The 25,339-nt window shown below is 70.4% G+C and carries 22 protein-coding genes; all 22 read right to left on the reverse strand.

Going from position 1 to position 25,339, the window contains the following annotated elements:
* Window positions 1-6: 6 nt before the first annotated feature.
* The 22 genes from DY262_RS19190 to dapF all read right to left on the reverse strand — a co-directional run bounded on the left by DY262_RS19190 (window position 7) and on the right by dapF (window position 25,334).
* Window positions 7-807 carry a cell division protein FtsQ/DivIB gene (locus tag DY262_RS19190; protein ID WP_116960687.1) on the reverse strand — a complete coding sequence of 267 codons (801 nt, stop codon included), beginning with the start codon at window positions 805-807 and terminating at the stop codon, window positions 7-9.
* A gap of 10 nt (window positions 808-817) precedes the next feature.
* The gene (locus DY262_RS19195; RefSeq protein ID WP_116960688.1) at window positions 818-1,756 is read right to left on the reverse strand and encodes a D-alanine--D-alanine ligase; all 939 of its coding nucleotides are present in this window, start codon (window positions 1,754-1,756) and stop codon (window positions 818-820) included.
* Entirely contained in the window at window positions 1,753-3,150 is a 1,398-nt protein-coding gene (gene murC / locus DY262_RS19200; RefSeq protein WP_116960689.1) for a UDP-N-acetylmuramate--L-alanine ligase, read from the reverse strand. The genes DY262_RS19195 and murC overlap by 4 nt, the downstream gene beginning before the upstream one ends.
* Entirely contained in the window at window positions 3,147-4,199 is a 1,053-nt protein-coding gene (gene murG / locus DY262_RS19205) for an undecaprenyldiphospho-muramoylpentapeptide beta-N-acetylglucosaminyltransferase (RefSeq protein WP_116960812.1), read from the reverse strand. The genes murC and murG overlap by 4 nt, the downstream gene beginning before the upstream one ends.
* Window positions 4,200-4,225: 26 nt before the next feature.
* Window positions 4,226-5,503 carry a putative lipid II flippase FtsW gene (gene ftsW / locus DY262_RS19210; RefSeq protein WP_116960811.1) on the reverse strand — a complete coding sequence of 426 codons (1,278 nt, stop codon included), beginning with the start codon at window positions 5,501-5,503 and terminating at the stop codon, window positions 4,226-4,228.
* Window positions 5,504-5,541: 38 nt separating this feature from the next.
* The gene (gene murD / locus DY262_RS19215) at window positions 5,542-7,392 is read right to left on the reverse strand and encodes a UDP-N-acetylmuramoyl-L-alanine--D-glutamate ligase (protein WP_116960690.1); all 1,851 of its coding nucleotides are present in this window, start codon (window positions 7,390-7,392) and stop codon (window positions 5,542-5,544) included.
* Window positions 7,389-8,567 (reverse strand): phospho-N-acetylmuramoyl-pentapeptide-transferase, encoded by a 1,179-nt coding sequence (gene mraY / locus DY262_RS19220; protein WP_070397240.1) that lies wholly within the window; start codon window positions 8,565-8,567, stop codon window positions 7,389-7,391. Before mraY ends, murD begins: the two co-directional genes overlap by 4 nt.
* Entirely contained in the window at window positions 8,557-9,984 is a 1,428-nt protein-coding gene (locus DY262_RS19225) for a UDP-N-acetylmuramoyl-tripeptide--D-alanyl-D-alanine ligase (protein ID WP_116960691.1), read from the reverse strand. Before DY262_RS19225 ends, mraY begins: the two co-directional genes overlap by 11 nt.
* Window positions 9,981-11,489 (reverse strand): UDP-N-acetylmuramoyl-L-alanyl-D-glutamate--2,6-diaminopimelate ligase, encoded by a 1,509-nt coding sequence (locus tag DY262_RS19230; protein ID WP_116960692.1) that lies wholly within the window; start codon window positions 11,487-11,489, stop codon window positions 9,981-9,983. Before DY262_RS19230 ends, DY262_RS19225 begins: the two co-directional genes overlap by 4 nt.
* Complete coding sequence (locus tag DY262_RS19235) at window positions 11,489-13,222, reverse strand: peptidoglycan D,D-transpeptidase FtsI family protein (RefSeq protein WP_116960693.1); 1,734 nt, start codon at window positions 13,220-13,222, stop codon at window positions 11,489-11,491. Before DY262_RS19235 ends, DY262_RS19230 begins: the two co-directional genes overlap by 1 nt.
* A complete protein-coding gene (gene ftsL, locus DY262_RS19240; protein WP_070397236.1) occupies window positions 13,219-13,533 on the reverse strand; it encodes a cell division protein FtsL in 315 nt (104 codons plus the stop codon). Before ftsL ends, DY262_RS19235 begins: the two co-directional genes overlap by 4 nt.
* 85 nt (window positions 13,534-13,618) lie before the next feature.
* Window positions 13,619-14,539: a 16S rRNA (cytosine(1402)-N(4))-methyltransferase RsmH gene (gene rsmH / locus DY262_RS19245; protein ID WP_116960813.1), complete on the reverse strand. Its 921-nt coding sequence runs from the start codon at window positions 14,537-14,539 to the stop codon at window positions 13,619-13,621.
* A gap of 8 nt (window positions 14,540-14,547) precedes the next feature.
* Window positions 14,548-14,964 (reverse strand): division/cell wall cluster transcriptional repressor MraZ, encoded by a 417-nt coding sequence (gene mraZ / locus DY262_RS19250; protein ID WP_070397235.1) that lies wholly within the window; start codon window positions 14,962-14,964, stop codon window positions 14,548-14,550.
* Window positions 14,965-15,265: 301 nt separating this feature from the next.
* Window positions 15,266-16,597 (reverse strand): ATP-dependent protease ATPase subunit HslU, encoded by a 1,332-nt coding sequence (gene hslU, locus DY262_RS19255; RefSeq protein WP_116960814.1) that lies wholly within the window; start codon window positions 16,595-16,597, stop codon window positions 15,266-15,268.
* Between the two features lie 11 nt (window positions 16,598-16,608).
* On the reverse strand, window positions 16,609-17,157 hold the full coding sequence (gene hslV, locus DY262_RS19260; RefSeq protein ID WP_070397233.1) for an ATP-dependent protease subunit HslV: 549 nt from the start codon (window positions 17,155-17,157) through the stop codon (window positions 16,609-16,611).
* A gap of 91 nt (window positions 17,158-17,248) precedes the next feature.
* Window positions 17,249-19,072: an STAS domain-containing protein gene (locus DY262_RS19265; protein ID WP_116960694.1), complete on the reverse strand. Its 1,824-nt coding sequence runs from the start codon at window positions 19,070-19,072 to the stop codon at window positions 17,249-17,251.
* A 38-nt stretch (window positions 19,073-19,110) separates the two neighbouring features.
* A complete protein-coding gene (gene dksA / locus DY262_RS19270; protein ID WP_116960695.1) occupies window positions 19,111-20,163 on the reverse strand; it encodes an RNA polymerase-binding protein DksA in 1,053 nt (350 codons plus the stop codon).
* 271 nt (window positions 20,164-20,434) lie between these two features.
* Window positions 20,435-21,499 carry a CobW family GTP-binding protein gene (locus DY262_RS19275; protein WP_116960696.1) on the reverse strand — a complete coding sequence of 355 codons (1,065 nt, stop codon included), beginning with the start codon at window positions 21,497-21,499 and terminating at the stop codon, window positions 20,435-20,437.
* Between the two features lie 65 nt (window positions 21,500-21,564).
* Entirely contained in the window at window positions 21,565-22,749 is a 1,185-nt protein-coding gene (locus tag DY262_RS19280) for a class I SAM-dependent rRNA methyltransferase (protein WP_116960697.1), read from the reverse strand.
* A 30-nt stretch (window positions 22,750-22,779) separates the two neighbouring features.
* Window positions 22,780-23,736 carry a tyrosine recombinase XerC gene (locus DY262_RS19285; RefSeq protein ID WP_116960698.1) on the reverse strand — a complete coding sequence of 319 codons (957 nt, stop codon included), beginning with the start codon at window positions 23,734-23,736 and terminating at the stop codon, window positions 22,780-22,782.
* The gene (locus DY262_RS19290; RefSeq protein ID WP_116960699.1) at window positions 23,733-24,431 is read right to left on the reverse strand and encodes a DUF484 family protein; all 699 of its coding nucleotides are present in this window, start codon (window positions 24,429-24,431) and stop codon (window positions 23,733-23,735) included. Before DY262_RS19290 ends, DY262_RS19285 begins: the two co-directional genes overlap by 4 nt.
* Window positions 24,432-24,449: 18 nt before the next feature.
* On the reverse strand, window positions 24,450-25,334 hold the full coding sequence (gene dapF / locus DY262_RS19295; RefSeq protein WP_116960700.1) for a diaminopimelate epimerase: 885 nt from the start codon (window positions 25,332-25,334) through the stop codon (window positions 24,450-24,452).
* Window positions 25,335-25,339: the final 5 nt, after the last annotated feature.

Genomic DNA, 25,339 nt, shown 5'->3' on the forward strand with positions numbered 1-25,339 from the left:
CGGGCGTTACCGATTCGTGGGTGTGCGGGTGTTGGCGGGGTGGTCGCTGGTGGTCGTCACGCCGCGGATGCGCAGCGCATAGCCGTTGGGGTAGCGCAGGTCCACGGTCTGCAGCGCGCCTGCGGTGCGTTCGGTGAGCTGGGGCAAGGTGCCGACGAAGCGCTGCACGCGGGCCTGCAGTTCCTCCGGCGTGCCGCGGCCGAGTTCGACGACCGCGCCGCTGTGCAGCCGCGCGCGCCAGGCGCCACGCTCGCCGAGCTCCAGGCGATCCAGGCCAAGCTCCAGGCGCGCGAACTGCGCCTGCAGGGCCTTGTGCATGGCCAGCACCTCGCCCGCACGGTCCTCGGGGCCGGCGAGTTCGGGCAATTGATCGATGTCGTCCGGGCTGGCCTCGAAAACCTCGCCGTGGGAGTTGACCAGTTCGCCCGAGCCCGCTTCGCCCCACCAGGCCACGGCGTCGTGCTCCTGCAGGGTCACGCGCAGGCGGTTGGGGAAATCGCGCTGCACCACGGCGCGGCGCACCCAGGGCACCTGCTCGAACATCTGGCGCACCTGGTCCAGGTCGACGGTGAGGAAGCTGGACGACAGGCGCGCGCGCATCTGCGTGGCCAGCTGGGCGCGCAGGCCCACGGCGTTCTGGTGCGCCACATCGCCATGCACGCTGATGCCCTTGACCGTCCAGGCCGGGTGGCGCACGGCCCAGGTGCCGAGCGCGCCGAGCGCGAGCAAGGCGAACACGCCCAGCAGAAGCTGGGTGGCCAAGGCCATCAGCTTCACGTCCAGGGGCATGTCGGTCGTCGTGGGCATGGGCGGTGGATCAGGCGTTGTCCAGCGCGGCAGTGGCCAGCAGGCGCACGCACAGGTCTTCGTAGGAAATGCCCGCCGCGCGCGCCGACATCGGCACGAGCGAGTGGCCGGTCATGCCGGGCGAGGTGTTGATCTCCAGCAGGTAGGGCTTGCGCGTGACGGCGTCGATCATCACGTCGGCGCGCGCCCAGCCGCGGCAGTCCAGCGCCAGGAAGGCCTTGAGCACCAGGGCCTGGATGGCGGCCTCCTCGCCCTCGGGCAGGCCACAGGGCACCAGGTACTGCGTGTCGTCGGTGAAGTACTTGTTCTGGTAGTCGTAGTTGCCGTCGGGCGCCACGATGCGGATGACCGGCAGCGCGCGGGCCGACCCGCCCGTGCCGAGCACCGGGCAGGTGACTTCGTCGCCAGCGATGAACTGCTCGCACATCACCATCGGATCCTGCTGGGCGGCCAGGGCGTAGGCGGCCTCGCACTGCTCGGCGCTCACCACCTTGGTGAGGCCGATCGTGGAGCCCTCGCGCACGGGCTTGACGATCATGGGCGAGCCCAGCGCCTCGAAGGCGGCGCGCGTCTCGGCCGCGCTGCGCACCTGGCGCCAGGCCGGCGTGGACAGGCCCTCGGCCACCCAGATGCGCTTGGTCATGAGCTTGTCCATGGCCACGGCCGAGGCCATCACGCCGGGGCCGGTGTAGGGGATGCCCAGCAACTCCAGCGCGCCCTGCACCGTGCCGTCCTCGCCGAAGCGGCCGTGCAGCGCGATGAAGCAGCGCGCGAAGCCGTCGCGCTTGAGCTCGCTCATGTCGCGCTCGGCCGGATCGAAGGCATGCGCGTCCACGCCCTTGGACCGCAGGGCCTTGAGCACGCCGGTGCCCGACATGATCGATACCTCGCGTTCGGCGGAACGCCCGCCCATGAGCACCGCCACCTTGCCAAAGTCCTTGCCCGTCATTTCGCCAACTCCATGATTCGTCCCGCCACCGTGCCGATGGTGCCGGCGCCCATGCACAGCACCACGTCGCCGTCGCGGGCGTTGTCCAGCACCGCGCGCGGCATGTCGGCCACGTCGTCCACGAACACCGGCTCCAGCTTGCCGGCCACGCGCAGCGCGCGCGCCAGCGAGCGGCCGTCGGCGGCCACGATGGGCGCTTCGCCGGCCGCGTAGACCTCGGCCAGCAGCACGGCGTCGGCCTGGCCAATGACCTTCACGAAGTCCTCGAAGCAGTCGCGCGTGCGGGTGTAGCGGTGCGGCTGGAAGGCCAGCACCAGGCGCCGCCCCGGGAAGGCGCCACGCGCGGCGGCGATGGTCGCGGCCATCTCCACCGGGTGGTGGCCGTAATCGTCGACGATGGTGGCCTGGCCGCCGTCGGCCAGGCGCGCCTCGCCATAGCGCTGGAAGCGCCGGCCCACGCCCTTGAAGCTGGCCAGTGCCTGCAGCACGGCCGCGTCGGGCACGCCCAGCTCGACCGCGATGCCGATGGCGGCGAGCGCGTTGAGCACGTTGTGCTGGCCCGGCAGGTTGAGCACCACGTCCAGATCGGGCAGGGCCACGCCGTTGCGGCGCTGCACGGTGAAGTGCATCTGGCCGCCGACCGCGCGCACGTTCAGCGCGCGCACCTGGGCGTCCTCGCTCAGGCCGTAGCTGGTGATGGGGCGCGCGATCTGCGGCAGGATCTCGCGGATCGCGGCGTCGTCCACGCAGACCACGGCCGCGCCGTAGAAGGGCATCTTGTGCAGGAAGTCCACGAAGGCACCCTTGAGGCGGCCGAAGTCGTGGCCGTAGGTGTCCATGTGGTCGGCGTCGATATTGGTGACGACCGAGATCACCGGCAGCAGGTTGAGGAAGGAGGCGTCGGACTCGTCGGCCTCGACCACGATGTACTCGCCGCTGCCCAGGGCTGCGTTGGCGCCGGCGCTGTTCAGGCGCCCGCCGATCACGAAGGTCGGGTCCAGGCCGGCCTCGGCCAGCACGCTGGCCACCAGGCTGGTGGTGGTGGTCTTGCCGTGCGTGCCGGCGATGGCCACGCCCTTCTTCATGCGCATCAGCTCGGCCAGCATCACCGCGCGCGGCACCACCGGCACCAGCCTGGCGTGCGCGGCCACCACCTCGGGGTTGTCGGGCTTCACGGCGGTGGAGGTGACGATGGCGTCGGCGCCCTCGATATGCCTGGCCTCGTGGCCGATGCACACCTTCGCGCCCAGGGACTCGAGGCGGCGCGTCGTCGCGCTCTCGCCCAGGTCGCTGCCGGAGATGGTGTAGCCCTGGTTGAGCAGCACCTCGGCGATGCCGCTCATGCCCGCGCCGCCGATGCCGACGAAGTGGATGTGACGGATGGCGTGCTTCATTCGGTCCTGACTTTCGCGAGTTCGAGGCAGGCGCCGACCACGGCCTCGGTGGCGCCGGTCTTGGCCACGGCGCGCGCCTTTTCGGCCATGGCCTGCAGCTGGGCGCGGTCCAGGCCCTGCAACAGCAAGGCGAGCTTGTCGGGCGTGAGGCCGGCCTGCGCCTCCAGCCAGGCCGCGCCGGCGTCGACCAGGAAGCGCGCGTTGTGCGTCTGGTGGTCGTCCACCGCGGCCGGAAACGGCACCAGCAGCGAGGCCGCGCCCACGGCGGCCAGCTCGGTCACCGTGCTCGCGCCGGCGCGGCCGATGACCAGATCGGCCTCGGCGTAGGCGCTGGCGGTGTCCTCGATGAAGGGGGTGAGCTCGGCCGCCACACCGGCGCTGGTGTAGTTGGCGCGCAGCTCGTCGATCTGCTTCTCGCCGCTCTGGTGCAGCACCACCGGGCGCTGGGCCTCGGGGATCAGGGCCAGCGCCTGCGGCACGACACGGTTGAGCGCCTGCGCGCCCAGGCTGCCGCCCACCACCAGCAGGCGCAGCGGGCCCGTGCGACCCGCGAAGCGCTCGGCCGGCGCGGGCTGGTTCAGGAAGGCCGCGCGCATCGGGTTGCCCACCCACTGGGCCTTGGACAGCGCGTTCGGGAAGGCGCAGAAGCGGCGGTCGGCCACCTCGGCCAGCACCTTGTTCGCCAGGCCTGCGATGGAGTTCTGTTCGTGCAGCACCAGGGGCTTGCTCAGCAGCACGCCCATCATCCCGCCCGGGAAGGTGATGTAGCCGCCCAGGCCCACCAGCACGTCGGGCTTCACGCGTTGCACCACCTGCACGCTTTGCCAGAAGGCGCGCAACAGGTTCAGCGGCAGCAGCAGCTTGGTGAGCAGGCCCTTGCCACGCAGGCCGCCGAAATCGATGGTGTCCAGCGCGAAGCCGCGCGGCGGCACCAGCCGGCTTTCCATGCTGCCGGGCGCGCCCAGCCAGTGCACGCGCCAGCCGCGCGCGCGCAGCGCCTCGGCCACCGCGAGCCCGGGAAAGATGTGGCCGCCGGTGCCACCGGCCATGATCAGGGCGCAGGGCTGGCGTGTGCTCACGTGCGGCCCCCCTTCATCATCTGGCGGTTCTCGAAGTCGACCCGCAGCACGACCGCCAGCGCGACCAGGTTGAGCAGGATGGCCGAGCCGCCGTAGCTCATGAAGGGCAGCGTCAGGCCCTTGGTGGGCAGGGCGCCCAGGTTCACGCCGATGTTGATGAAGGCCTGGAAGCCGAACCACAGGCCCACGCCCTGCGCCACCAGGCCGGAGAAGACCTGGTCGAGCGCGATGGCCTGGCGGCCGATGTGCATGATGCGCCGCGTGAGCCACAGGAACAGGGCGATCAGCGTGAGCACGCCCAGCAGGCCGAATTCCTCGCCGATGACGGCGAGCAGGAAGTCGGTGTGCGCCTCGGGCAGCCAGTTGAGCTTCTCCACGCTGCCGCCCAGGCCCACGCCGAAGATCTGGCCGCGACCGAAGGCGATCAGCGCGTGCGAGAGCTGGTAACCCTTGCCCAGGGCGTGTTCGGCGCTCCAGGGATCGAGGTAGGCAAAGATGCGCTCGCGGCGCCACTCGCTGGCCATGATCATCAGCGCGAAGGCGGCCACCACCACCAGGGCGATGAGAAAGAACATGCGCGCATTGACGCCGCCCAGGAACAGGATGCCCATGGCGATGACCACGATCACCATGAAGGCGCCCATGTCGGGCTGGGCCAGCAGCAGCACGCCCACCACACCCAGGGCCACGGCCATGGGCAGCACGGCCTGCCAGAAGTTCTGCTTGATCTCCATCTTGCGGACCATGTAGCTGGCGGCGTAGAGCAGCACCGCGAGCTTGCCCAGCTCCGAGGGCTGGAAGTTCATCACGCCCAGCGAGATCCAGCGGTGCGCGCCGTTGACGCCCTTGCCCACCACCAGCACCACCACCATGAGCAGCAGCGCGAGGCCGAACAGCCAGGGCGCGAGCTGCTCCCAGCGCTGCATGGGGACCTGGAAGGCCAGCAGCGCGGCGACGAAGGCGATCGCCATCGACAGGCCGTGGCGCAGCACGAAGTGCGTGTGCGCGTAGTTCTCGAAGCGCGGGTTGTCGGGCAGCGCGATGGAGGCCGAATAGACCATCACCAGCCCCCAGGCCATCAGCGAGAACACCACCCACAGCAGGGGCTGGTCGAAACCGGTGACCCCCACGGGAGCGCCGCGCTGGCGGCCGTAGCTGCGGCTGGACAGGCGCACCGGGATACCGTCGCCGCCCGCCCCCACCAGCGCGCCAGCGGCCCAGGACGGCAGCCAGCCGCGCAGGCGCTCGCGCAGGCCGGCCCCGAGGCGGGCCATCAGGCCGGGCCCCTGGGCGGCGGCGGTCTTGCGCCGGCTCACAGGCCGCCCTCCAGGCTCATACCGCGCGACTCGGCGAGCTCGCGCACGGCGGCGACGAACACCTCGCCGCGGTGCACGTAGTTGCGGAACTGGTCCAGGCTGGCGCAGGCCGGCGACATCAACACGGCGTCGCCCGGGCGCGCGAGCTCGGCGGCCAGGGGCACGGCGGCCACGAGTTCACCCGCGTCGTGCAGGGGCACGTCGGCACCGCGCAGCGCCTCTTCCACGGCGGCGCGCACGCGCGGCGCGTCGCGGCCGATCAAGACCACGGCGCGCGCATGGCGCGCCAGTGGCGCGGCCAGCGGGCGGAAATCCTGCCCCTTGCCGTCGCCACCCAGGATCACCACCAGCCGGCGCTCGGCGCCCAGGCCATTGACGGCCGCCAGCGTGGCGCCCACGTTGGTGCCCTTGCTGTCGTCGAAGTATTCGACCTCGTCCACGATGGCCACGGGCTCCATGCGGTGCGGCTCGCCGCGGTACTCGCGCAGTCCATGCAACATGGGCGCCAGCGGCGCGCCGGTGGAGGTGGCCAGCGCCAGCGCGGCCAGCGCGTTGGCCGCGTTGTGGCGACCGCGGATGCGCAGAGCCTCGGCGGGCATGAGGCGCTGGAAATAGATCTCTTCGTCCTCCTGCGCACGGCCCTTGGCGCGGGTTTCGTCGAGCGCCAGCGCGCGCACCAGCCAGGTCATGCCATTGACGGTTTCCAGGCCCCAGTCGCCCGCGCGGTTGGGCGCGTCCAGGCCGAAGCTGCACCACTGGCGCGCCGGCACCTGGCGGTTGCGGTTGCCGACCTTGACCGTCACCAGCCCGGGCTTGAGGGCCATCACGCGCTCATCGTCGCGGTTGAGCACCATGAGCGCCCGCTCGCCGAACACGGCGGCCTTGGCCTGGGCATAGGCGTCCATGCCGCCGTGCCAGTCGAGGTGGTCCTCGGTGAGGTTGAGCAGCGTGGCCGCCGTGGGCACCGAGGCCCAGGCGCCCGAGGCGGTGCCGTCGAGCTGGAAGCTGGACAGCTCGAGCACCCACACGCGCGGCAGGTGCGGGGGTTGGGGCGGCTCGGGCGGCGGCGGCGCGATGAGCGCGGGGCCCTCATCGTCCGGTGCGGCGGGCGCGGCTTCGTCGGCGGGCGAGGTCTCGGCGGCGACGGGGCCGTCGCTGGCCCCGGGCTCGGCTGGCGCCTCGCCAACGGCGGGCACCGGCGCTTCGCCCGGCGGCGTGTCCTCGGGTTCGGGCTCGGCGGGCGACGCCGCTGCCACGGCCTTCGCCTGTTCGGCCAGAGCCTCGGCCTCGGCGGCTTGCGCCGCCTCGCGCTGATCGTCGGCCGCCTGAGCCACGGCCTCCGCGCGCAGCGCGGCGGCCAGCACGTCCAGCAGGGCCGGGCCGATGTTGCCCGCCACCGCCACGGACCAGCCCGCGCGGTCCAGCAACTGCCCGGCGAGCGAGGTGACCGTGGTCTTGCCGTTGGTGCCCGTGATGCCCAGCACCTGCGGGCGGTAGGGGAAGCGCTCGCGCCGCGACAGGTCCCTCAGGGCCTGGGCGAACAGATCCAGTTCGGTGAGCACCGGCACGCCGCGCTCGCGGGCGACAGCGAACACGTCCTGCAGCTCGGCCGGCATCAGGCCGGGGCTGCGCGCGATGAAGGCCCAGGGCTCGCGGGCCAGCAGGGCCTCGTCGAAGGCGCCACTGACGAAGCGCGCCTCGGGGCAGGCGCCCTGCAGCGCCATGAGCTGCGGCGGCGCGGCCCGCGTGTCGGCCACGGTCACGCGAGCGCCTTCGCGCGCGCACCAGCAGGCCATGGACAGCCCTGAGGTGCCCAGACCGAGGATGAGGACGTGCTGGTCTTTCATCGCAGCTTGAGCGTGGACAGGCCGATCAGGCACAGCAGCATCGTGATGATCCAGAAGCGCACCACCACCTGGGTTTCCTTCCACCCCTTCTTCTCGAAGTGGTGGTGCAGCGGCGCCATCTGGAACAGGCGCCGGCCTTCGCCGTAGCGCTTCTTGGTGTACTTGAAGTACGTGACCTGCAGCATCACCGACAGCGCCTCGACCACGAAGATGCCGCCCATGATGGCAAGCAGGATCTCCTGGCGCACGATGACCGCGATGGTGCCCAGCGCGCCGCCGAGCGCCAGCGCGCCGACGTCGCCCATGAAGACCTGCGCCGGGTGGGTGTTGAACCAGAGGAAGGCCAGGCCGGCGCCGGCCATGGCGGCGCAGAAGATGAGCAGCTCGCCCGAGCCCGGGATGTGTGGCAGCAGCAGGTAGCGCGCGAACACCGCGTTGCCGGTGACGTAGGCGAAGATGCCCAGGGCCGAGCCCACCATCACCACCGGCATGATGGCCAGACCGTCCAGGCCGTCGGTGAGGTTGACCGCGTTGCTCGCGCCCACGATGACCAGATAGGTGAGGATGACGAAACCGGCCACGCCCAGCGGGTAGCTCACTTCCTTGAAGAACGGCACGATGAAGCCCGACTGCGGCGGCAGGTCCAGCGTGAAGCCCGAACCCACCCAGTCGATGAAGAGTTCCAGCACGCGCGCGTTGCTGGTCTCGGACACCGCGAACACGAGGTAGAAGGCCGCCACCAGGCCGATCAGCGACTGCCAGAAGTACTTCTCGCGCGAGCGCATGCCCTCGGGGTTCTTGTGCACCACCTTGCGCCAGTCGTCGGCCCAGCCGATGGCGCCGAAGCCCAGGGTCACGATGAGCACGATCCAGACGAAGCGGTTGCTCCAGTTGAACCACAGCAGCGTGGACGCCGCGATGGCGAACAGGATCAGCACGCCGCCCATGGTGGGCGTGCCGCCCTTGCTCAGGTGGGTCTGCATCGCGTACTCGCGGATCGGCTGGCCGATCTTGAGCGCGGCGAGGCGGCGGATGAACCAGGGGCCGGCCACCAGGCCGACCACCAAGGCCGTCATGGCGGCCATGACGGCGCGGAAGGTGAGGTACTGGAACACCCGCAGGAAGCCCAGCTCGGGGGACAGGCCTTGCAGCCAGAGGGCAATGCTAGGCAGCATGGGAGGAATCCTTGTGGTTGTCGGCCTGCGTCGGGTCGAGCGCGCGCACGGCCCGCACCACGCGCTCCATGCGCATGAAGCGCGAGCCCTTGACGAGCACGCTGGCCACCACCCCGGTGGCCACCTCGGCGGCCACGTCGGTGGCGAGCGCGTCCACCTCGGCGACGCAGCGCGGCGCGGGTTCACCGGCCGCGCGCAGGGCCTCGGCGGCCTCGCACATGGCCGTGCCGCTCACGCGCACCTCGTCGATGCCGCGCGCGAAGGCGTGGCGCAGCACCTCCAGGTGGAAGGCCTGGCCCTGGTCACCGACCTCGCCCATGTCGCCCAGCACCAGCAGGTGCGGCGCGGGCAACGAGGCCAGCACATCGATCGCGGCGCGCACGGAATCGGGGTTGGCGTTGTAGCTGTCGTCGATCAGCGTGAGCACGCGGCCACCAACGGTGACGGTGATGGCGCGCGAGCGGCCGCCCACCGGCTCGAACGCCTCCAGCCCGCGCACGATGGCGTCCAGCGGCACACCGGCGGCCACCGCGCAGGCCGCGGCCGCGAGCGCGTTGCGCACGTTGTGCCGGCCCGCGATGCGAAGCCCCACCTCGGCATCGCCCAGCGGCGAGGCGATGTGCAGCGCCCAGGCACCGTCGCGCCACTCCGCGCTGTGCGCGCGCACGGTGGCCTCGGGGTCGGTGTCGCTGAACGTGAGGCTGCGCCGCGCGCCGGCCAGCGCCTGCCAGACGCGGGTGTGCACGTCGTCGCTGGGAAACACGGCCACGCCATCGGCGCCGAGCGCCGCGATGGCGGTGCCGTTCTCGCGCGCCACGGCCTCCACCGAGCTCATGAACTCCAGGTGCTCGCGCTGCGCGTTGTTCACCAGGGCCACCGTCGGCGCCGCCACGGCGGCGAGCTGGGCGATCTCGCCCGGGTGGTTCATGCCAAGCTCGATCACGGAGCAGCGGTGCCGCGCGTTCAGGCGCAGCAGCGTGAGCGGCACGCCGATGTCGTTGTTGAAATTGCCCTGTGTGGCGTGCGCGGCTTCGCCAGCGTGGGCGCGCAGAATGCTGGCGACCATCTGCGTGACCGTGGTCTTGCCATTGCTGCCGGTCACGGCGATCAGCGGCAGCGTGAACTGGGCGCGCCAGGCCTGCGCCAGCTGCAGCAGGGCGGCACGCGAGTCGGGCACCTCAACACCGGGCAGGCCAGCCTCGGCCAGGCCGCGCTGCGCGAGCGCGGCCACCGCGCCGGCGGCCGCCGCCTGCGGCAGGAAGTGATGGGCGTCGAAGCGCTCGCCCTGCAGCGCCACGAACAGGTCGCCGGCGCGCAGGCTGCGGGTGTCGGAATGCACGCGCTGAATGGGCGCGGCGATGCGGCCGACGGCGCGCGCGCCGGGCAGCGTGGTGAGCAGTTCGGCCAGGGTTTTCATGCGGCCTCCCGGCGCAGCGCGAGCGCGCGGCGCGCGTGTTCGATGTCGGAGAACGGCGACTTCACGCCCCGCACCTCCTGGTAGTCCTCGTGGCCCTTGCCGGCGATGAGCACCACGTCGGCGGGCGCGGCCTCGCGCACCGCCAGCGCGATGGCCTCGGCGCGGTCGACCACGGTGCGCGCGGCGGCCGGGTCGCTCAGGCCGCGCGCCATCTGCGCCAGGATGGCGGCCGGGTCTTCACCGCGCGGGTTGTCACTGGTCAGCACGGCGTGGCGCGCCTCGCGCTCGGCCACGGCGCCCATCAGCGGGCGCTTGCCCGGGTCACGGTCACCACCGCAGCCAACCAGCACCCACAGCGCACCGCCGCGCCGCGCGGCCAGCGGTTGCAGCGCTTGAAGGGCCTTCTCCAGCGCGTCGGGCGTGTGCGCGTAGTCCACCAGCACCAGCGGCGCGCCGGGTGCGTCGGCCTGGGCCTGCTGCATGCGGCCGGGCACCGGCGTGAGCGCGGCGCAGGCCTGCACGGCGGCGGCGAAGGGCACGCCCAGCGCGCGCGCCGTGGCCAGCACGCCCAGCAGGTTGTGCACGTTGTATCGGCCCACCAGCGGCAGGCTCAAGGCCTGGCGTTGCCGCTCCTGGCCGCGCGGGTCGCGCTCGATCAGTTCGAACGCCAGGCCGGCGGACGTGGTGACGACGCCGCGCGCCTCGAGTCTCGCCTCGCTGTCGATGGCCACGGGCCAGAGGTCCAGCCCCCGCCCCTGCAGGCGCGCCAGCAGGCCGGCGCCGTGCGGGTCGTCGACGTTGACCACCGCGGCCTTGAGGCTGGGCCAGTCGAACAGGCGCTGCTTGGCGGCCCAGTAGGCGTCCATGCTGCCGTGGTAGTCGAGGTGGTCTTGGGTGAAGTTGGTGAACACGGCCACCGCCACGCGCGTGCCGTTCAGGCGCCCCTCCTCCAGTCCGATCGACGAAGCCTCGATGGCGCAGGCGCGCAGGCCCTGGTCGACGAAGCCGCGCAGCTCCTGCTGCAGCATCACCGGGTCGGGCGTGGTCAGGCCGGTGGCCAGCAAGGCCGCGCCGGGGCGGCCGATGCCCAGCGTACCCACCACCGCCGCCGGCCGGTTGCAGGCCGACAGCAGCTGCGCCGCCCACCAGGCGCTGGAGGTCTTGCCGTTGGTGCCGGTGATGGCGATCACGTCGAGCGCGCCGCTGGGCTCGTGGCACCAGGCGCTGGCGATGGGGCCGGCCTGGGCCTTGAGGCCGGGCACGGCCAACACGCGTGGATCGTTGCGGCAATCGAAGGCGTCCAGGCCTTCGCGCTCGACCACGGCTGCGCTGGCGCCGCCGCGCAGCGCGTCGGCCACGAAGCGGCGGCCGTCGGTGGCCGCACCAGGCCATGCCACGAAGCCGTCGCCCACGCGCACGCGGCGGCTGTCACACACCAGCCCGCCGGTGACGCTGGCGCGCAGCCACTGGGCCACGGCCTCGGGATGGACGAGCGTCTGCACCATCAGAACGTCTCCTCCACCGGCTCGCCGAAGATCTGCGGCTTGACGTTCATGTCTGGCTGCACCCCGAGGATGCGCAAGGTTTCCTGAACCGTCTCGCTGAACACGGGCGCGGCCACCAGGCCGCCGTAGAACCCACCCTCGCTCGGCTCGTCGATCGACACCGCGACGATGATGCGCGGCTGCTCGATGGGCGCCATGCCCACGAAGAAGCCGCGGTACTTGCCCTCGGCGTAACCGTTGCCTTCCTGCTTGCGCGCGGTACCGGTTTTTCCGCCCACGGAGTAGCCCATGGTCTGAGCGCGCGTGGCGCTGCCGCCGGGCTTGGTCACCAGGCCCAGCATGTCGCGCACGGCGCGCGCGTTCTGGGCGCTGAAGACGCGCACGCCCTGCGCGGGCGTGTCGCTCTTGAGCAGGGTCAGGGGGATGAGCTCACCTTCGCGCGCGAAGATGGTGTAGGCCTGCGCGAGCTGGTAGAGCGAGACGGACAGGCCATAGCCGTAGCTCATGGTGGCCTGCTCGATCGGGCGCCAGCTCTTGTAGGGACGCAGCCGGCCGGCCACCGCGCCCGGGAACGGCACCTGCGGCTTCTGGCCGAAGCCCACCTGGGCGTACATCTCCCACATCTCGCGCGGGCTCATCTGCATGGCCATCTTGACCGTGCCCACGTTGCTCGACTTCTGGATCACCTCCGACACCGTCAGCACGTCCTTGGGGTGGGTGTCCCGGATGGTGGAGCCGCCGATGACGATGCGGCCAGGCGCCGTCTGGATGGGCGTGTTGGGCCGCACCAGGCCCTTGTCGAGCGCGAGCGCGGCGATGAAGGGCTTCATCGTCGAGCCGGGCTCGAAGGTGTCGGTGAGCACGCGGTTGCGCAGCTGTTCGCCGCTGAGGTTGCGCCGCTGGTTCGGGTCGTAGCTGGGGTAGTTGGCCAGGGCCAGCACCTCGCCCGTGCGGGTATCGAGCACGATGACGCTGCCGGCCTTGGCCTTGTGCTGCAGCACGGCCTGGCGCAGCTTCTGCCAGGCGAAGTACTGCACCTTGCTGTCAATGGACAGACTGAGGTCGGGGCCGTCCACGGGCGGCACGACGTCCTGCACGTCCTCGACCACGCGGCCCAGGCGGTCCTTGATGACGCGGCGCGAACCGGCCTTGCCCGCGAGCTGCGACTGGAACGCCAGCTCCACGCCCTCCTGGCCGCGGTCTTCCACGTTGGTGAACCCCACCACGTGGGCCGTGGCCTCGCCCTCGGGGTACTGGCGCTTGTACTCGCGGCGCTGGTAGATGCCCTTGATGCCCAGCGCGGCGATCTTCTGCGCCACGGGCTCGTCCACCTGGCGCTTGACCCAGACGAAGGTCTTGTCGTTGTCGGCCAGGCGCTTGCGCAGCTCGGCGAGCGGCATGTCGAGCAGGCGGGCGAGCTCGCGCAGCTTGGGGTGGTTCTTGTCCACGTCTTCGGGAATGGCCCAGATGCTCTGCGCCACCACGCTGGAGGCCAGGATCAGGCCATTGCGGTCGAGCACGCGGCCGCGGTTGGCCGGCAGCTCCAGCGTGCGCGCGAAGCGCACCTCGCCCTGGCGCTGGAAGAAGTCGTTGCCGATGACCTGGACGTAGGCGGCACGCCCGGCCAGACCAGCGAAGGCCAGCGCCAGGCCGAAGACGATGAACTTGCTGCGCCACACGGGCGTCTTGCTCGCCAGCAGGGGGCTGGAGGCGTAGTTGATGCTGCGGCTCATCGCGCGCCCTCCCCGCCTTCGGCTGCGGGGGCCGGGGCCGGCGTGGCCGCGCGCTCGCTCACGTACTGCGTGATGCCCGGCGTGACCTGGCGCATCTGCAGCTGGCGCTGAGCGAGTTGCTGCACGCGCGCGGGCGCGGCCTGCGCGCGGCGCTGCACGGCCAGTTGCTCGTGGTCGGCGTCGAGCCGCTTGGACTGGGTCTGCGCGCGGTCCAGCGCCGAGTAGAGGCGGCGCGACTCGTACTGGGTGTGCACCAGATAGAAGGCGCTGGCCAGTACGGCCAGCAACAGCACGAGGTTGAGCCGGATCATGGCAAGGCCCTCACGCAGGCCACCGCGTGTGCTGCGCGGCCCGCCGACGGGATGCGAGCCGGCTGGAGGCGGTCCGCCGCGGCGCTCATGCCACCCCCGTTCGCGTGGCCACGCGCATGACAGCGCTGCGCGCGCGCGGGTTGCCCTGCACCTCCGCTTCGGACGGCATCACGCGGTGCACCTCGGCCAGGCGCGTGGGCGCGGGCTCGGCGAAGGGGGCGCGGCGGTCCACCACGGCGCGCGAATGGCGCGCCATGAATTGCTTGACCGGGCGGTCTTCCAGGGAGTGGAAGCTGATGACCACGAGGCGACCTTGGGGCTTGAGCAGTGCCAGACTGGCTTCTAGCGCCTGTTGCAGCTCTTCAAGCTCGGCGTTGATGAAAATCCGAAGAGCCTGAAATGTGCGCGTTGCAGGGTCCTTGCCCGGCTCGCGGGTTTTGACCGCGCCAGCCACGATTTCGGCCAGCTCGCCGGTGGTTCGAACAGGGCCCCGTTCCTGTCGGCGACGATCAATCGCCTTTGCAATCGGTGCAGCAAACCGTTCTTCGCCATAGTCACGAATGACCTCCGCCAGGGTGGAAATGGGCACCGTCTCGAGCCACTGGGCCACGCTCTGGCCACGCGTGGTGTCCATGCGCATGTCCAGCGGGCCGTCGTGGCGGAACGAGAAACCCCGCGCGGGGTCGTCGATCTGCGGCGAACTCACGCCAAGGTCCATGAGGATGCCGTCGGCACAGGCCGGCGGCAGTTCGGCCATGGCCGCAAAGCCGCTGTGCCGCACCGAGACGCGCGCATCCTGCGCGGCCAGCTGGCGCGCCACCTCGATGGCCTGGGGATCCTTGTCGAAGACGGTCAGCCGCCCTTGGGGCGACAGCCTTTGCAGGATGGCGCGGCTGTGCCCGCCGCGGCCGAAGGTGGCGTCGACGTAGTGGCCATCCGGGTTGATCGAAAGCGCCTGCACGGCCTCGTTCAACAGGACGGTCTGATGGGTCCATGTCGTCTCCACCACCGCCCTTAGAAGGAAAAGTCCTTGAACACATCGGGCATCTCGGCCTTCATGGCCTCGGCCTCCTGTGCGGCATACACCTGGGCGTCCCACAGTTCAAGGTAGGCGCCCATGCCGAGCAGCACGACATCCTTGCTGATGCCGGCCGCGGCGCGCAATTCGGGCGAAACCAGCACGCGACCGGTGCCGTCCACCTCCACGTCCATGGCATTGCCGAGGAAGATGCGTTTCCACCACTGGGCCTGCATGGGCAGGTTGGCGATGCGGCCGCGGAAGTCTTCCCAGGCCTCGCGCGGGAAGACCATGAGGCAGCCGTGGGGGTGTTTGGTGATCGTGAGCGAGCCGCCCAGGGCGTCGCGGTGCCGGGTCGGCACGGACAGCCGCCCCTTGGCATCGAGACTCAGCGAAGACGCGCCCTGGAACACCGCTTTCGACCTTTAGGTGGGACATACCACCACTTAATTGCACTTATTCCCACTGTAGCAGGAAAACACTCGCGCACCAGGGGTCATGCACACTTTTTTTCAATGAAATCAACCACTTAGAAGTGATTTCGCGGAGAATCTAGGACCAAAAAGCACATAAAAAGCAAGCACTTACAAAGGTCAGTGCAAGTGAAGCTTCAAAACAGGAACGCCCGTGGGGTGGTTCCACGGGCGTTTCACGAGGCGACGGGCGGTGTGGGTGGGTCGGCGGCGGGAACGGAGCCCCGACCGGCCAGGCCGCTCAGAGGATGTAGCGCGACAGGTCCTCGTCCTGGCTGAGCGCGCCCAGCCGCCCTTGCACGAAGGCGGCGTCGATGTTCACGGTCTGGCCCTGCAGCTTGGCCGCGTCGAAGCTCACCTCGTCGAGCAGGTGTTCCATCACCGTGGAAAGCCGCCGCGCCCCGATGTTCTCGGTGCGCTCGTTCACCTCGCAGGCGATCTGCGCCAGCTGGCGGATGCCGTCGGGCTGGAACACCAGCGTCACGCCTTCCGTCTCCAGCAGCGCCTGGTACTGCCGCACCAGCGACGCATGGGTCTGAGTGAGGATGGCTTCGAAATCGTCCACCGACAGCGACTGCAGCTCCACGCGGATCGGAAAGCGCCCCTGCAGCTCGGGGATGAGGTCGCTGGGCTTGGACAGGTGGAAGGCGCCGCTGGCGATGAACAGGATGTGGTCGGTCTTGATCGGTCCGTACTTGGTGGACACCGTCGTGCCCTCCACCAACGGCAGCAGGTCGCGCTGCACGCCCTGGCGCGACACCTCGGCCGTGCCGCCACTCTCGCTGCGCGAGGTCACCTTGTCGATCTCGTCGATGAAGACGATGCCGTTCTGCTCGGCGTTGTGCAAGGCGCGGGCCTTGATCTCGTCTTCGTTGACGAGCTTGGCCGCCTCTTCGTCGATCAGCAGTTTCAGTGCCTCGGCGATGCGCAGCCTGCGCTGCTGCTTGCGACCGGCGCCGAACTGGCCGAACAGGCCCTTGAGCTGCTCGGCCATTTCCTCCATGCCGGCGGGCCCCATGATCTCCATCGTGGGACGCGGCTCGGCCACCTCGATCTCGATCTCTCGATCGTCGAGCTGGCCCTCGCGCAACTTCTTGCGGAAGGCCTGGCGCGCGGCGCTGTCGGGCGTGGGCTGGGGCTCGAAACCCACGGCGCGCGGCGGCGGGATCAGCGCGTCGAGGATGCGGTCCTCGGCCGCGTCCTCGGCGCGCGCGCGCTGCTGGCGCATCGCCGCCTCGCGCGTCTGCTTGATGGCGATGTCGGCCAGGTCGCGCACGATGCTGTCCACGTCCTTGCCGACGTAGCCCACCTCGGTGAACTTGGTGGCCTCGACCTTGATGAAGGGCGCGTCGGCCAGTTTGGCCAGGCGGCGCGCGATCTCGGTCTTGCCCACGCCGGTCGGGCCGATCATGAGGATGTTCTTGGGCGTGATCTCCGGGCGCAGCTTTTCGTCCACCAGTTGGCGCCGCCAGCGGTTGCGCAAGGCGATGGCCACGGCGCGCTTGGCGCCCTTCTGGCCGATGATGAAGCGGTCGAGCTCGGAGACGATCTCCTGGGGCGTCATCGAAGACATGTCAAACAACCTCAGTCGAGCGTTTCAATGGTGTGGTTCATGTTGGTGTAGATGCACAGCTCGCCCGCGATGGCGAGCGATTGGCGCACCACGTCTTCGGCGCTGAGCGCGGTGTGGTCGATGAGCGCCTTGGCCGCGGCCTGGGCGTAAGCGCCGCCCGAGCCGATGGCAACGATGCCGTGCTCGGGCTCGAGCACGTCGCCATTGCCGGTGATGACCAGCGCGGCGCTGCGGTCGGCCACCGCGAGCATGGCCTCCAGGCGGCGCAGCACGCGGTCGGTGCGCCAGTCGCGCGTGAGCTCGATGGCCGCGCGCGCCAGGTGGCCCTGGTGCTTCTCCAGCTTGGCCTCGAAACGCTCGAACAGGGTGAAGGCGTCGGCCGTGGCGCCAGCGAAGCCCGCCAGCACGCGGTCGTGGTAGAGCTTGCGCACCTTGCGCGCCGTGCCCTTGATGACGATGTGGCCCAGGGTGACCTGGCCGTCGCCACCGATGGCGACCTGCACGCCCTGCGGCGTTTCGCGGCGGACGCAGACGATGGTGGTACCGTGAAAAGATTCCATGGGAACTGAAGTGGGGGCGTTGCGCCACCCCGCAAGGGGGGGCGGTGAAACCGGATGCAAGCGCCGGCCGGGCGGCCGACCGCCCGGCGGGTCAATCGTTGCGAAGGACCACCTTCGCGTACTCGGTGATGCCGATGACGTGGAAGAAGGCCGAGACCAGCCGGTGCACGTCGACGAACTGCACGAGCCGGTTCTGCGCGTGGTGGTTCGACACCCAGTTGAGCAGCGTGCCCGCGGCCGAAAAATCGACGCGGATCAGGTTGCGGCAGGAGAGGATCAGCACGTCGGCCCCTTCCAGTCGCTGCTCCAGCATGTCGATGGTGCTCTGCGCGTCGCCGCGGATTTCACCCGACAGCTCAACCAGGCCAAGGTGGTTGATGGACCCGGGTTGCGAGTCCATGACCGACTCACCCGAGAGCGTGGACGGCGGCGATAGCGTTTCGATCACCGATTCGCCCAGCACGGAATGGCCTTCGTCGCCATCGCCGCGCATCGACTGGTAGCGGCAGCGGGGCCGCTCCCAGCCAGGCGGGGACAGCTCGTAGGTGACGCAGAAGTCCAGCGCGGTGAGCTCGAACTCATCCGCCCGGTTCATCAGCCGCAGCATGGCCATGCGCAGCTCCCACCACAGCTGCTCAACGTCGCGGCGGCCCGAATGGGTCATGCTTTTGAGCACGTCGCGCAGCCTGGCGCCGCCCACGAAGCGCAGCTCCACGTCCTGGTCGGTCCAGAGCGTGACCAGGCCCAACAACGCACGCGCGGCCTTGGGGTCCATGCTGTTGAGCAGGCTCCAGTCGATCACCCAGGGCTGGCGCGCGCGCGTCAGCACGTTCTGCAGCGAGCCCACGGCGTGCGCGTCGAGTTCGGCCTCACAGGCCCACACGGCGCGTGCGTGCCCGGCGGCCATCGGCGCGTCGGCCGCGACCACCATGCGCTGCACCGCGGCCGGCATGTCGTACCACTGGGGGGCCGAGCGGTCGAACCGGTTCACGAACTCCACCGCCCGGTTCTCGAAGGGTGCGAGCTGGCCGGTGGCGCGGTACAGATCGAACAGGGCGAGCCAATCGGCCTCCTGGTCGACGCGGGCGCCGCCGTCGGAGACGGCCTCCAGCAGCCCCTGTTCGGCGCCGGCGTCGTCGCCATTGGCGAAGCGGATGGCGGCCTCCTCCACCTCGGGGTCCTGGGCCACCTCCTGAACGTCCAGCGCGTAGAAATGCGAGGCCGAGAACTCCGAGCCCAACTGCTGGCTGCTGGGCGTGCCCGCGCGCGGCGCCATCAGGCCCGTGCGGGGACTGCTGGACGGCTTGATCGGCGCGGGCGCCGTCGCCTGCGACGGCCGCAGCGCCATCGGCTCGGTGGCCTGGTGCTCGCGCTGCGCCGAGGGATGCAGCAGTGGCGCGGGCTCCGTCACGTCGTACTGGGCGCGCAGGCGCGCCGGGTCCACCTGCGGCAGGGGCCGGATCGGCGAGGCCTCACGGGCCTTCTGCGGCAAGGTTCCGGGCGGCTGCGCCGCGCTGTTGGGCCCCGGAGAACCGGTGCTGGTGATCGAGTCCGCGCCCTTGGTTTTCCACCACTGCATGGACATCTGCGCTTCGATCTCGTCGATCTTCTTGAGCGTCATCGCCCGGTCATCGGGCTTGGAGGGGATGCTGCTCTGGAAGAAGGACGGGCGCATGCCCTGGGCCTCGGCGGGCGAGCCCTCGCGCGAGCGGATCTTGCGCAGCATGTCGAACTCGCGCTTGCGCACGAAGTCATTGCGCCGCTTGCGCTCGATCATCTCCTTGAGCGCGGCCTTGCTGTACTCGCTCTCGCGGTCCGACTGACGGGTGTCCAGGTCGGCCCAGCTCGTGGTGGGGTGGCGAACGAACTTCACCACCTTGGAGAGGAAGCCGCCGCTGGATTCGTCCTTGGACATTGGAACCGGGCTGTGGGTCGGGTCGGTGCCGGTCGAACTCAGTCGCCGAACATCTTCTGCTTGAGCTCGCGGCGCTGTTGCGCCTCGAGCGAGAGGCTGGCCGTGGGCCGCGCGATGAGCCGGCCCACGCCGATGGGCTCGCCGGTTTCCTCGCAATAGCCATAGTCGCCGGCCTCGATGCGCGCGATGGCCTGCTCGATCTTCTTGAGCAGCTTGCGCTCGCGGTCGCGCGTGCGCAGCTCCAGGGCGTGCTCTTCTTCGATGGTGGCGCGGTCGGCCGGATCGGGCACGACGACGGTGTCCTCGCGCAGGTGTTCGGTGGTTTCACCCGCGTTGTTGAGCATGTCGGTCTTCAGGCCCTTGAGCTTGGTCTTGAAGAACGCCAGTTGCACGTCGTTCATGTACTCGCTGTCGGGCATGGCCAGCACGTCCGCGTCGGTGAGCTGTTCGACCTTGAGGGTCTTCCAGTTGTTGGCCCGCTTGGGGTCCTTCTGCAGGGATGGGGGGGCGGGGGACGTCATGACGGTTCGTTCATTCACGGGAGAGAAAGTCGCCTTGGGGGCGTCTGGGGCATGGCTGGGCGCGGAGGCTGGCTGGGACATCTGCGCCAGCATGGCCTTGCGCGCCTCGCGTTTGCCCATGGGCGCCGGCGAGGATTCGGTCGCGGTGGGCGCCGCAGCGCTGGCCACCTTGGAAATGAGGTCGCTGGCCACGGCCGCGGCCTTGGCGGCGGGCGATGCCGCGACCTTGGCCTTGACCGGTGCCTTGGCGGCGGCTTTCACCACCGGCTTCTTGACGGCCGGCGCTTTGGCCACGGGCTTCGCCACGGCCTTGGCGGCGGCTTTCACCGGCGGCTTGGCCACGGCCTTGGGCAGCGGTTTCGGCGCCGCCTTCTTGGCCACGGCCTTGACCGCCTTCACGGGCGCCTTCGCCGGGGCTTTGGCCACGGCCTTCTTCGCCACCGGCGCCTTCTTGGCCACGGCCTTGACCGGGGAGGCCTTCTTGTGTGCCACCGGCTTGCCGGCACGCGCCGTGGCGCCCGAGGCGACGGACTTGCCTGCTTTCGCTGCCTTGGAAGCCGGGGCTTTCACAACGGGTCTCCTTGGGATGGCCGGCACGCCCCTTCACAGGGATCGCGCCCGGCTCGTGGACCGATGGCGACGGGCTCCAACCCGGGCCCGCCATCGGCAAAGGCGCTGTTATACCCCCTTGCCGTGTGACAAATGCCCCGGTTGATTCGGGGCGCGATTGTAGCCATGCGCGAAGCGCGGCCCGCGCCGGCTGGCAGACCGGGGCCGGCCGTGGTGAGACAAACGACACGGCCCGGCTCCCCCGCGCTGAACGGCCCGACCCGCGCCCGGTTCAGGCCAGGCTCTGCTCGAGCCCCTGCTCGAGGATGTCGCGCGGCAGTTCGATGCCGATGAACACCATCTTGCTCACGCGCTTTTCGTCCGGCCCCCACTCGGGGCCCAGGTCGCTGCCCATGAGCTGGTGCACCCCCTGGAAGATGACCTTGCGCTCGGTGCCCTGCATGTGCAGCACGCCCTTGTAGCGCAGCATGCGCGGGCCGTAGACCTGCACGATGGCGCCCAGGAAGTCCTCCAGCTTTTCGGGGCTGAAGGGGCGTTCGGCGCGGTAGACGAAGCTCTTGACGTCGTCGTCGTGATGGTGGTGGTGGCCGTGGCCGTGCTGGTGCGAGGGGTGGTCGCAGTGCTCGCCATGGGCGTGATCGTGGCCATGGTGATCGTGATCGTGATGGTCGTGGTCGTCGGCCTTGAGGAAGTCCGGGTCGATCTCGAGCTTGGCGTTGAGGTTGAAGCCGCGCAGGTCGAAGACCTCGCTGATGGCCACTTCGCCGAAGTGCGCGGGCCGCATGGCCGCGCGCGGGTTCATGTGCTTGAGGCGGTGGACCAGGGCATCGACCTCTTCCGCCGAGACCAGGTCGGCCTTGCTGATGAAGATCTGGTCGGCGAAGCCCACCTGGCGACGCGCTTCCTGGCGGTCGTTGAGCTGCTGCGCGGCGTGCTTGGCGTCCACCAGGGTGACGATGGCGTCCAGCAGGTACTGCTCGGCCACCTCGTCGTCCATGAAGAAGGTCTGGGCCACGGGGCCGGGGTCGGCCAGGCCGGTGGTTTCGATCACCACGCGCTCGAAGTCGAGTTCGCCCTTGCGCTTTTTCTGCGCCAGGTCGGCCAGCGTGGCGCGCAGGTCGTCGCGGATGGTGCAGCAGATGCAGCCATTGCTCATCTGGATGATGTTCTCGGTGGTGTCGGCCACCAGGATTTCGTTGTCGATGTTCTCTTCGCCGAACTCGTTTTCGACGACGGCGATCTTCTGGCCATGCGCCTCGGTGAGCACGCGCTTGAGCAGGGTCGTTTTGCCCGAGCCGAGGAAGCCGGTGAGGATGGTGGCGGGGATCAGGGCCATGGTGCGTAGGGGTGGGGGGGAAAACGAAGGCGAAAGAGTGTAGGCCAGCCCGGCGCGGGCCGGGTTCAGGGCCGGCGCATCACCACCAGGCCCTTGAGGTATTCGCCTTCGGGGAAGCTCACCGTCATCGGGTGGTCACGGGCACCGCCCAGGCGCTGCAGGAAAACGCCGTCCACGCCGGCTTCCAGGCCGGCCGAGGCCACGATCTTGTGAAACAGCTCCACCCCCACCCCGCCGGAGCAGGAGAAGGTGAACAGCACGCCGCCGGGGCGCAGCAGCTTGAAGCCCAGGCGGTTAAGGTCCTTGTAGGCGCGCGCGGCGCGCTCGGCGTGCGCCGCCGTGGGGGCCAGCTTGGGCGGGTCGAGCACGATGCCGTCGAATTGCCGTCCCTCGTCGATGAGGCGGCGCAGGGTGGCGTTGACGTCGGCGTCGCGCCACTCGCAGCGGCCGGCGTCGAAGCCATTGAGGGCCACATTGGCCCGGGCCTGCTCCAGCGCGGGCCCCGAAGAGTCGACGGAGAGCACGCGCTCGGCACCGCCCGCGAGCGCGGCCACGGTGAAACCGCCGGTGTAGCAGAAGCCATTGAAGACCTCGCCCAGGCGGTGCCGCGCCACCAGTTCGCGGCAGGCGGCGCGGCTGTCGCGCTGGTCGAGGTAGTAGCCGGTCTTGTGGCCGCTGGCGATGTCCAGGCCCAGACGCCAGCCATGTTCCTGCAGCACCAGCGCGGTATCGCCCTGCCCGCGCAACCAGCCGGTGGCGTCGGCCAGGCCTTCCAGGCGCCGGCTGCTGGTGTCGCTGCGCTCGTACAGGCGCTCGCATCCGCTGAGCTCGAGCAGGGCGTCCGCGATCACGTCCTTCCAGCGTTCGACGCCGGCGGCACCGAACTGGGCAACCAGGGTGTCGCCGTAGCGGTCCACCACCAGGCCGGGCAGGCCGTCGGATTCGGCGTGCACCAGGCGCACGCCATCGCTGTCGATCGCCAGCCGCTCACGCAGGGCCAGGGCGGCGCGCAGCCGCTCTTTGAAGAAGGCGGCGTCGATGCGCTGCCCTTGATCGAAGCTCCAGGCGCGCACGCGGATCTTCGAGGCAGGTGAGACGGCGCCCCAGGCGAGGAACTGGCCGTCAGCGCCCTCCACGCGCACCGTCTCGCCGGGGTCGCCGCCGCCCTTGGCGATGGCGCCGTCGAACACCCAGGGGTGGTGGCGCTGCAGGGAGCGTTCCTTGCCGGGCCTGAGTCGGATGGATTTCATGCCCGGTCGTGTCCGTGGGGTGGGGTGGCCTTACTTGGCGCGTGGCTTGCGGGCCTGGGCGCGCGGGTGCGCGGCGTCGTAGACGCGCGCCAGGTGCTGGAAATCCAGCCGGGTGTACACCTGCGTGGTGCCGATGCTGGCGTGGCCCAGCAGCTCCTGCACGGCCCGCAGGTCGCCGCTGGACTGCAGCACGTGGCTGGCGTAGGAATGGCGCAGCATGTGCGGGTGCACCGGCGTGGCCAGGCCGGCCTGGAGGGAACGGCGCTTGAGCCGCACGCGGATGTACTGCGGCGTGAGCCGCCCGCCGCGTTGGCCGATGAACAGCGCCGCGTCGTCCCGCGCAAAGGTGGGGCGCAGGTCCAGCCAGCGCCGCAGCGCGTCAAGCGCCGCGCGGCCCACCGGCACGCTGCGCCGCTTGCTGCCTTTGCCCAGCACGTGGGCCTCGGCGCCGCCCAGGTCGATCCAGCCGCGCGCCGTGGCGCTGGCCGCCGCGTCCAACCCCACCAGTTCGCCGATGCGCAGGCCGCAGCCGTACAGCAATTCGGCGATGCAGGCGTCGCGCGCCTCCAGCGCCGGGTCGTCCTCGGCGTCTTCGTGGCCCATCAGGCGCACGGCCTCGTCCACCGGCAGGGCCTTGGGCAGGGGCTTGCCGGCCTTGGGGGCGCGCACGTCGTTCACCGGGTGCTGCTGGATCAGGCCCTGGCGGCCCAGCCAGCCGTAGAAGCCACGCCAGCCCGAGAGGATGAGCGCGATGCCGCGCGCGCTGCGCCCACCCGAGTGCATCTGCGCCACCCAGCGCCGCACGTGCGCGGGCATCACGTCTGCCAGGGCCACGCCCGCCTCGCGCGCGTACGCCTGCAGCTTGTCGAGGTCGGCCGCGTAGAGCGCGAGCGTGCGATCGGCCAGGCGCTTGTCCACGCGCACGTGGTCCAGGTAGGCCCGCACCAGGCCGGCGTCGTCGCTGCGGGCCGGCCCGGCGTGGCTCATTCCGTGGCCGCTGCCACCACCGGGCGCAAGCGCGAGAGCGCGGCGCTGGTGAGTTCGCCGATGCGTTCGAGAAAGTCGGTGCCCATGTCGGAGGCGAAGCGCTGCGGGTCCGGCGAGGCCAGCACCAGCAGGCCGAAGGCCTCGGGCGCGGCGCCCGCGCGCAGCGGGATCAGCGCCAGCGACTGGGCCGACGAGGGATCGACCAACCACTGCGCGGCCTCCAGCCCCGGGTTGTGGCCGCAGTACGGCACCGCCAGCGAGCCCGCAAAGGCCTGGGCGTCCTGGCTCGCGCCCTGGGCGTAGTCCTCGTCGGCAAACTCGGTCGACACGCCCCAGACCTTGATGCCCACCTGGGGCACCAGGAACTGCGCCGACAGCTCGGTCGCGGCCACGCGCGGCAGGTCGCGCGCCTCGCGCACCAGCAGCAGCTCGCGCATCCAGCGCTGCAGCTTGTCGGCGATGGCGGTGTTCTCCTTGCCGTGGCGCATCATCTCGGCGGCCTTGAGCTCCAGGCCGCGGATCTTCTCGCGCAGCATCTCGGCCTGGCGCTCCTGCAGGCTCACGGCGCGCCCGCCGTGCGGGCTGGTGAGCTGCACCGCCGCCAGCAGGCTGGCGTGGCGCTCGAAGAAGTCGGGGCTGTTGGCCAGGTACTGGGCGATGTCGTCCTCGGTGATGGGCGGGATCGGCTGGGTCATGGTGATGGGCGCAAAGGATTACGGTTGGTTCAGCTCGTCGGGCACGGTGATCTCGCCCTCGAACACGGGGGTGGCAGGGCCGGTCATGAACACGGGGGCGTCGTGTTCGGGCGTGTCGACCCATTCGATGGTGAGCACGCCGCCGCGGGTGTGCACGTCCACGCGCGAGCCCAGCCAGCCCAGGCGGATGCCCGCCACCACGGCAGCGCAAGCGCCGGTGCCGCAGGCCAGGGTTTCGCCCGCACCGCGCTCGTACACGCGCAGCTTCACGGTGCGGGTGTCGATCACCTGAAGGAAGCCGGCGTTGACGCGCCGGGGAAAGCGCTCGTGGTTCTCGATCAGCGGGCCCCAGGCCGCCACCGGCGCGGTGTCGACGTCGTCGACCAGCAGCACCGCGTGCGGGTTGCCCATGGACAGCACGGCCACGTACTGGTCGCCCGCGTAGGGCACGGCCAGCGGCCAGCGTTCGAAGTTGCCGAGCTTCTCTGCCTTCAGGCCCTTGGCCTCGAAAGGCACCTGGGGCAGCGCGAAGACCGGCGGGCCCATGTCCACGGTGACGCGGCCGTCCGGCAGGCGCTTGAGCTCCAGCACGCCGTTCTTCACCTTCACGCGCAGCGGGTTGCGCTCGCTCAGGCCCTTGTCGTGCACGTAGCGCACGAAGCAGCGCGCGCCGTTGCCACAGTGCTCCACCTCGCCGCCGTCGGCGTTGTGGATGACGTATTCGAAGTCCAGACCCGGCTCGGGGGCTTCGCGCACGGAGAGGATCTGGTCGGCGCCGACGCCGAAATGGCGGTCGGCGAGAAAGCGGTACTGCGCCGTGCTGAGCCCGAGCCGTCCGCGCGTCTCGTCGAGCACGACGAAGTCGTTGCCCGCGCCTTGCATCTTGGTGAAGCGGATCCGCATGGAGG

The sequence above is a fragment of the Hydrogenophaga borbori genome, from assembly GCF_003417535.1.
Classification (GTDB): domain Bacteria; phylum Pseudomonadota; class Gammaproteobacteria; order Burkholderiales; family Burkholderiaceae_C; genus Hydrogenophaga; species Hydrogenophaga borbori.

Bases quoted from the DNA above. Each gene is read 5' to 3' on its own strand.
- DY262_RS19190 (WP_116960687.1), bottom strand. From the start codon at position 807: ATGCCCACGACGACCGACATGCCCCTGGACGTGAAGCTGATGGCCTTG.
- DY262_RS19195 (WP_116960688.1), bottom strand. From the start codon at position 1,756: ATGACGGGCAAGGACTTTGGCAAGGTGGCGGTGCTCATGGGCGGGCGT.
- murC (WP_116960689.1), bottom strand. From the start codon at position 3,150: ATGAAGCACGCCATCCGTCACATCCACTTCGTCGGCATCGGCGGCGCG.
- murG (WP_116960812.1), bottom strand. From the start codon at position 4,199: ATGGCCGGTGGCACCGGCGGCCACATCTTTCCCGGGCTCGCGGTGGCC.
- ftsW (WP_116960811.1), bottom strand. From the start codon at position 5,503: ATGGCCCGCCTCGGGGCCGGCCTGCGCGAGCGCCTGCGCGGCTGGCTG.
- murD (WP_116960690.1), bottom strand. From the start codon at position 7,392: ATGAAAGACCAGCACGTCCTCATCCTCGGTCTGGGCACCTCAGGGCTG.
- mraY (WP_070397240.1), bottom strand. From the start codon at position 8,567: ATGCTGCCTAGCATTGCCCTCTGGCTGCAAGGCCTGTCCCCCGAGCTG.
- DY262_RS19225 (WP_116960691.1), bottom strand. From the start codon at position 9,984: ATGAAAACCCTGGCCGAACTGCTCACCACGCTGCCCGGCGCGCGCGCC.
- DY262_RS19230 (WP_116960692.1), bottom strand. From the start codon at position 11,489: ATGGTGCAGACGCTCGTCCATCCCGAGGCCGTGGCCCAGTGGCTGCGC.
- DY262_RS19235 (WP_116960693.1), bottom strand. From the start codon at position 13,222: ATGAGCCGCAGCATCAACTACGCCTCCAGCCCCCTGCTGGCGAGCAAG.
- ftsL (WP_070397236.1), bottom strand. From the start codon at position 13,533: ATGATCCGGCTCAACCTCGTGCTGTTGCTGGCCGTACTGGCCAGCGCC.
- hslU (WP_116960814.1), bottom strand. From the start codon at position 16,597: ATGTCTTCGATGACGCCCCAGGAGATCGTCTCCGAGCTCGACCGCTTC.
- hslV (WP_070397233.1), bottom strand. From the start codon at position 17,157: ATGGAATCTTTTCACGGTACCACCATCGTCTGCGTCCGCCGCGAAACG.
- DY262_RS19265 (WP_116960694.1), bottom strand. From the start codon at position 19,072: ATGTCCAAGGACGAATCCAGCGGCGGCTTCCTCTCCAAGGTGGTGAAG.
- DY262_RS19275 (WP_116960696.1), bottom strand. From the start codon at position 21,499: ATGGCCCTGATCCCCGCCACCATCCTCACCGGCTTCCTCGGCTCGGGC.
- DY262_RS19280 (WP_116960697.1), bottom strand. From the start codon at position 22,749: ATGAAATCCATCCGACTCAGGCCCGGCAAGGAACGCTCCCTGCAGCGC.
- DY262_RS19285 (WP_116960698.1), bottom strand. From the start codon at position 23,736: ATGAGCCACGCCGGGCCGGCCCGCAGCGACGACGCCGGCCTGGTGCGG.
- DY262_RS19290 (WP_116960699.1), bottom strand. From the start codon at position 24,431: ATGACCCAGCCGATCCCGCCCATCACCGAGGACGACATCGCCCAGTAC.
- dapF (WP_116960700.1), bottom strand. From the start codon at position 25,334: ATGCGGATCCGCTTCACCAAGATGCAAGGCGCGGGCAACGACTTCGTC.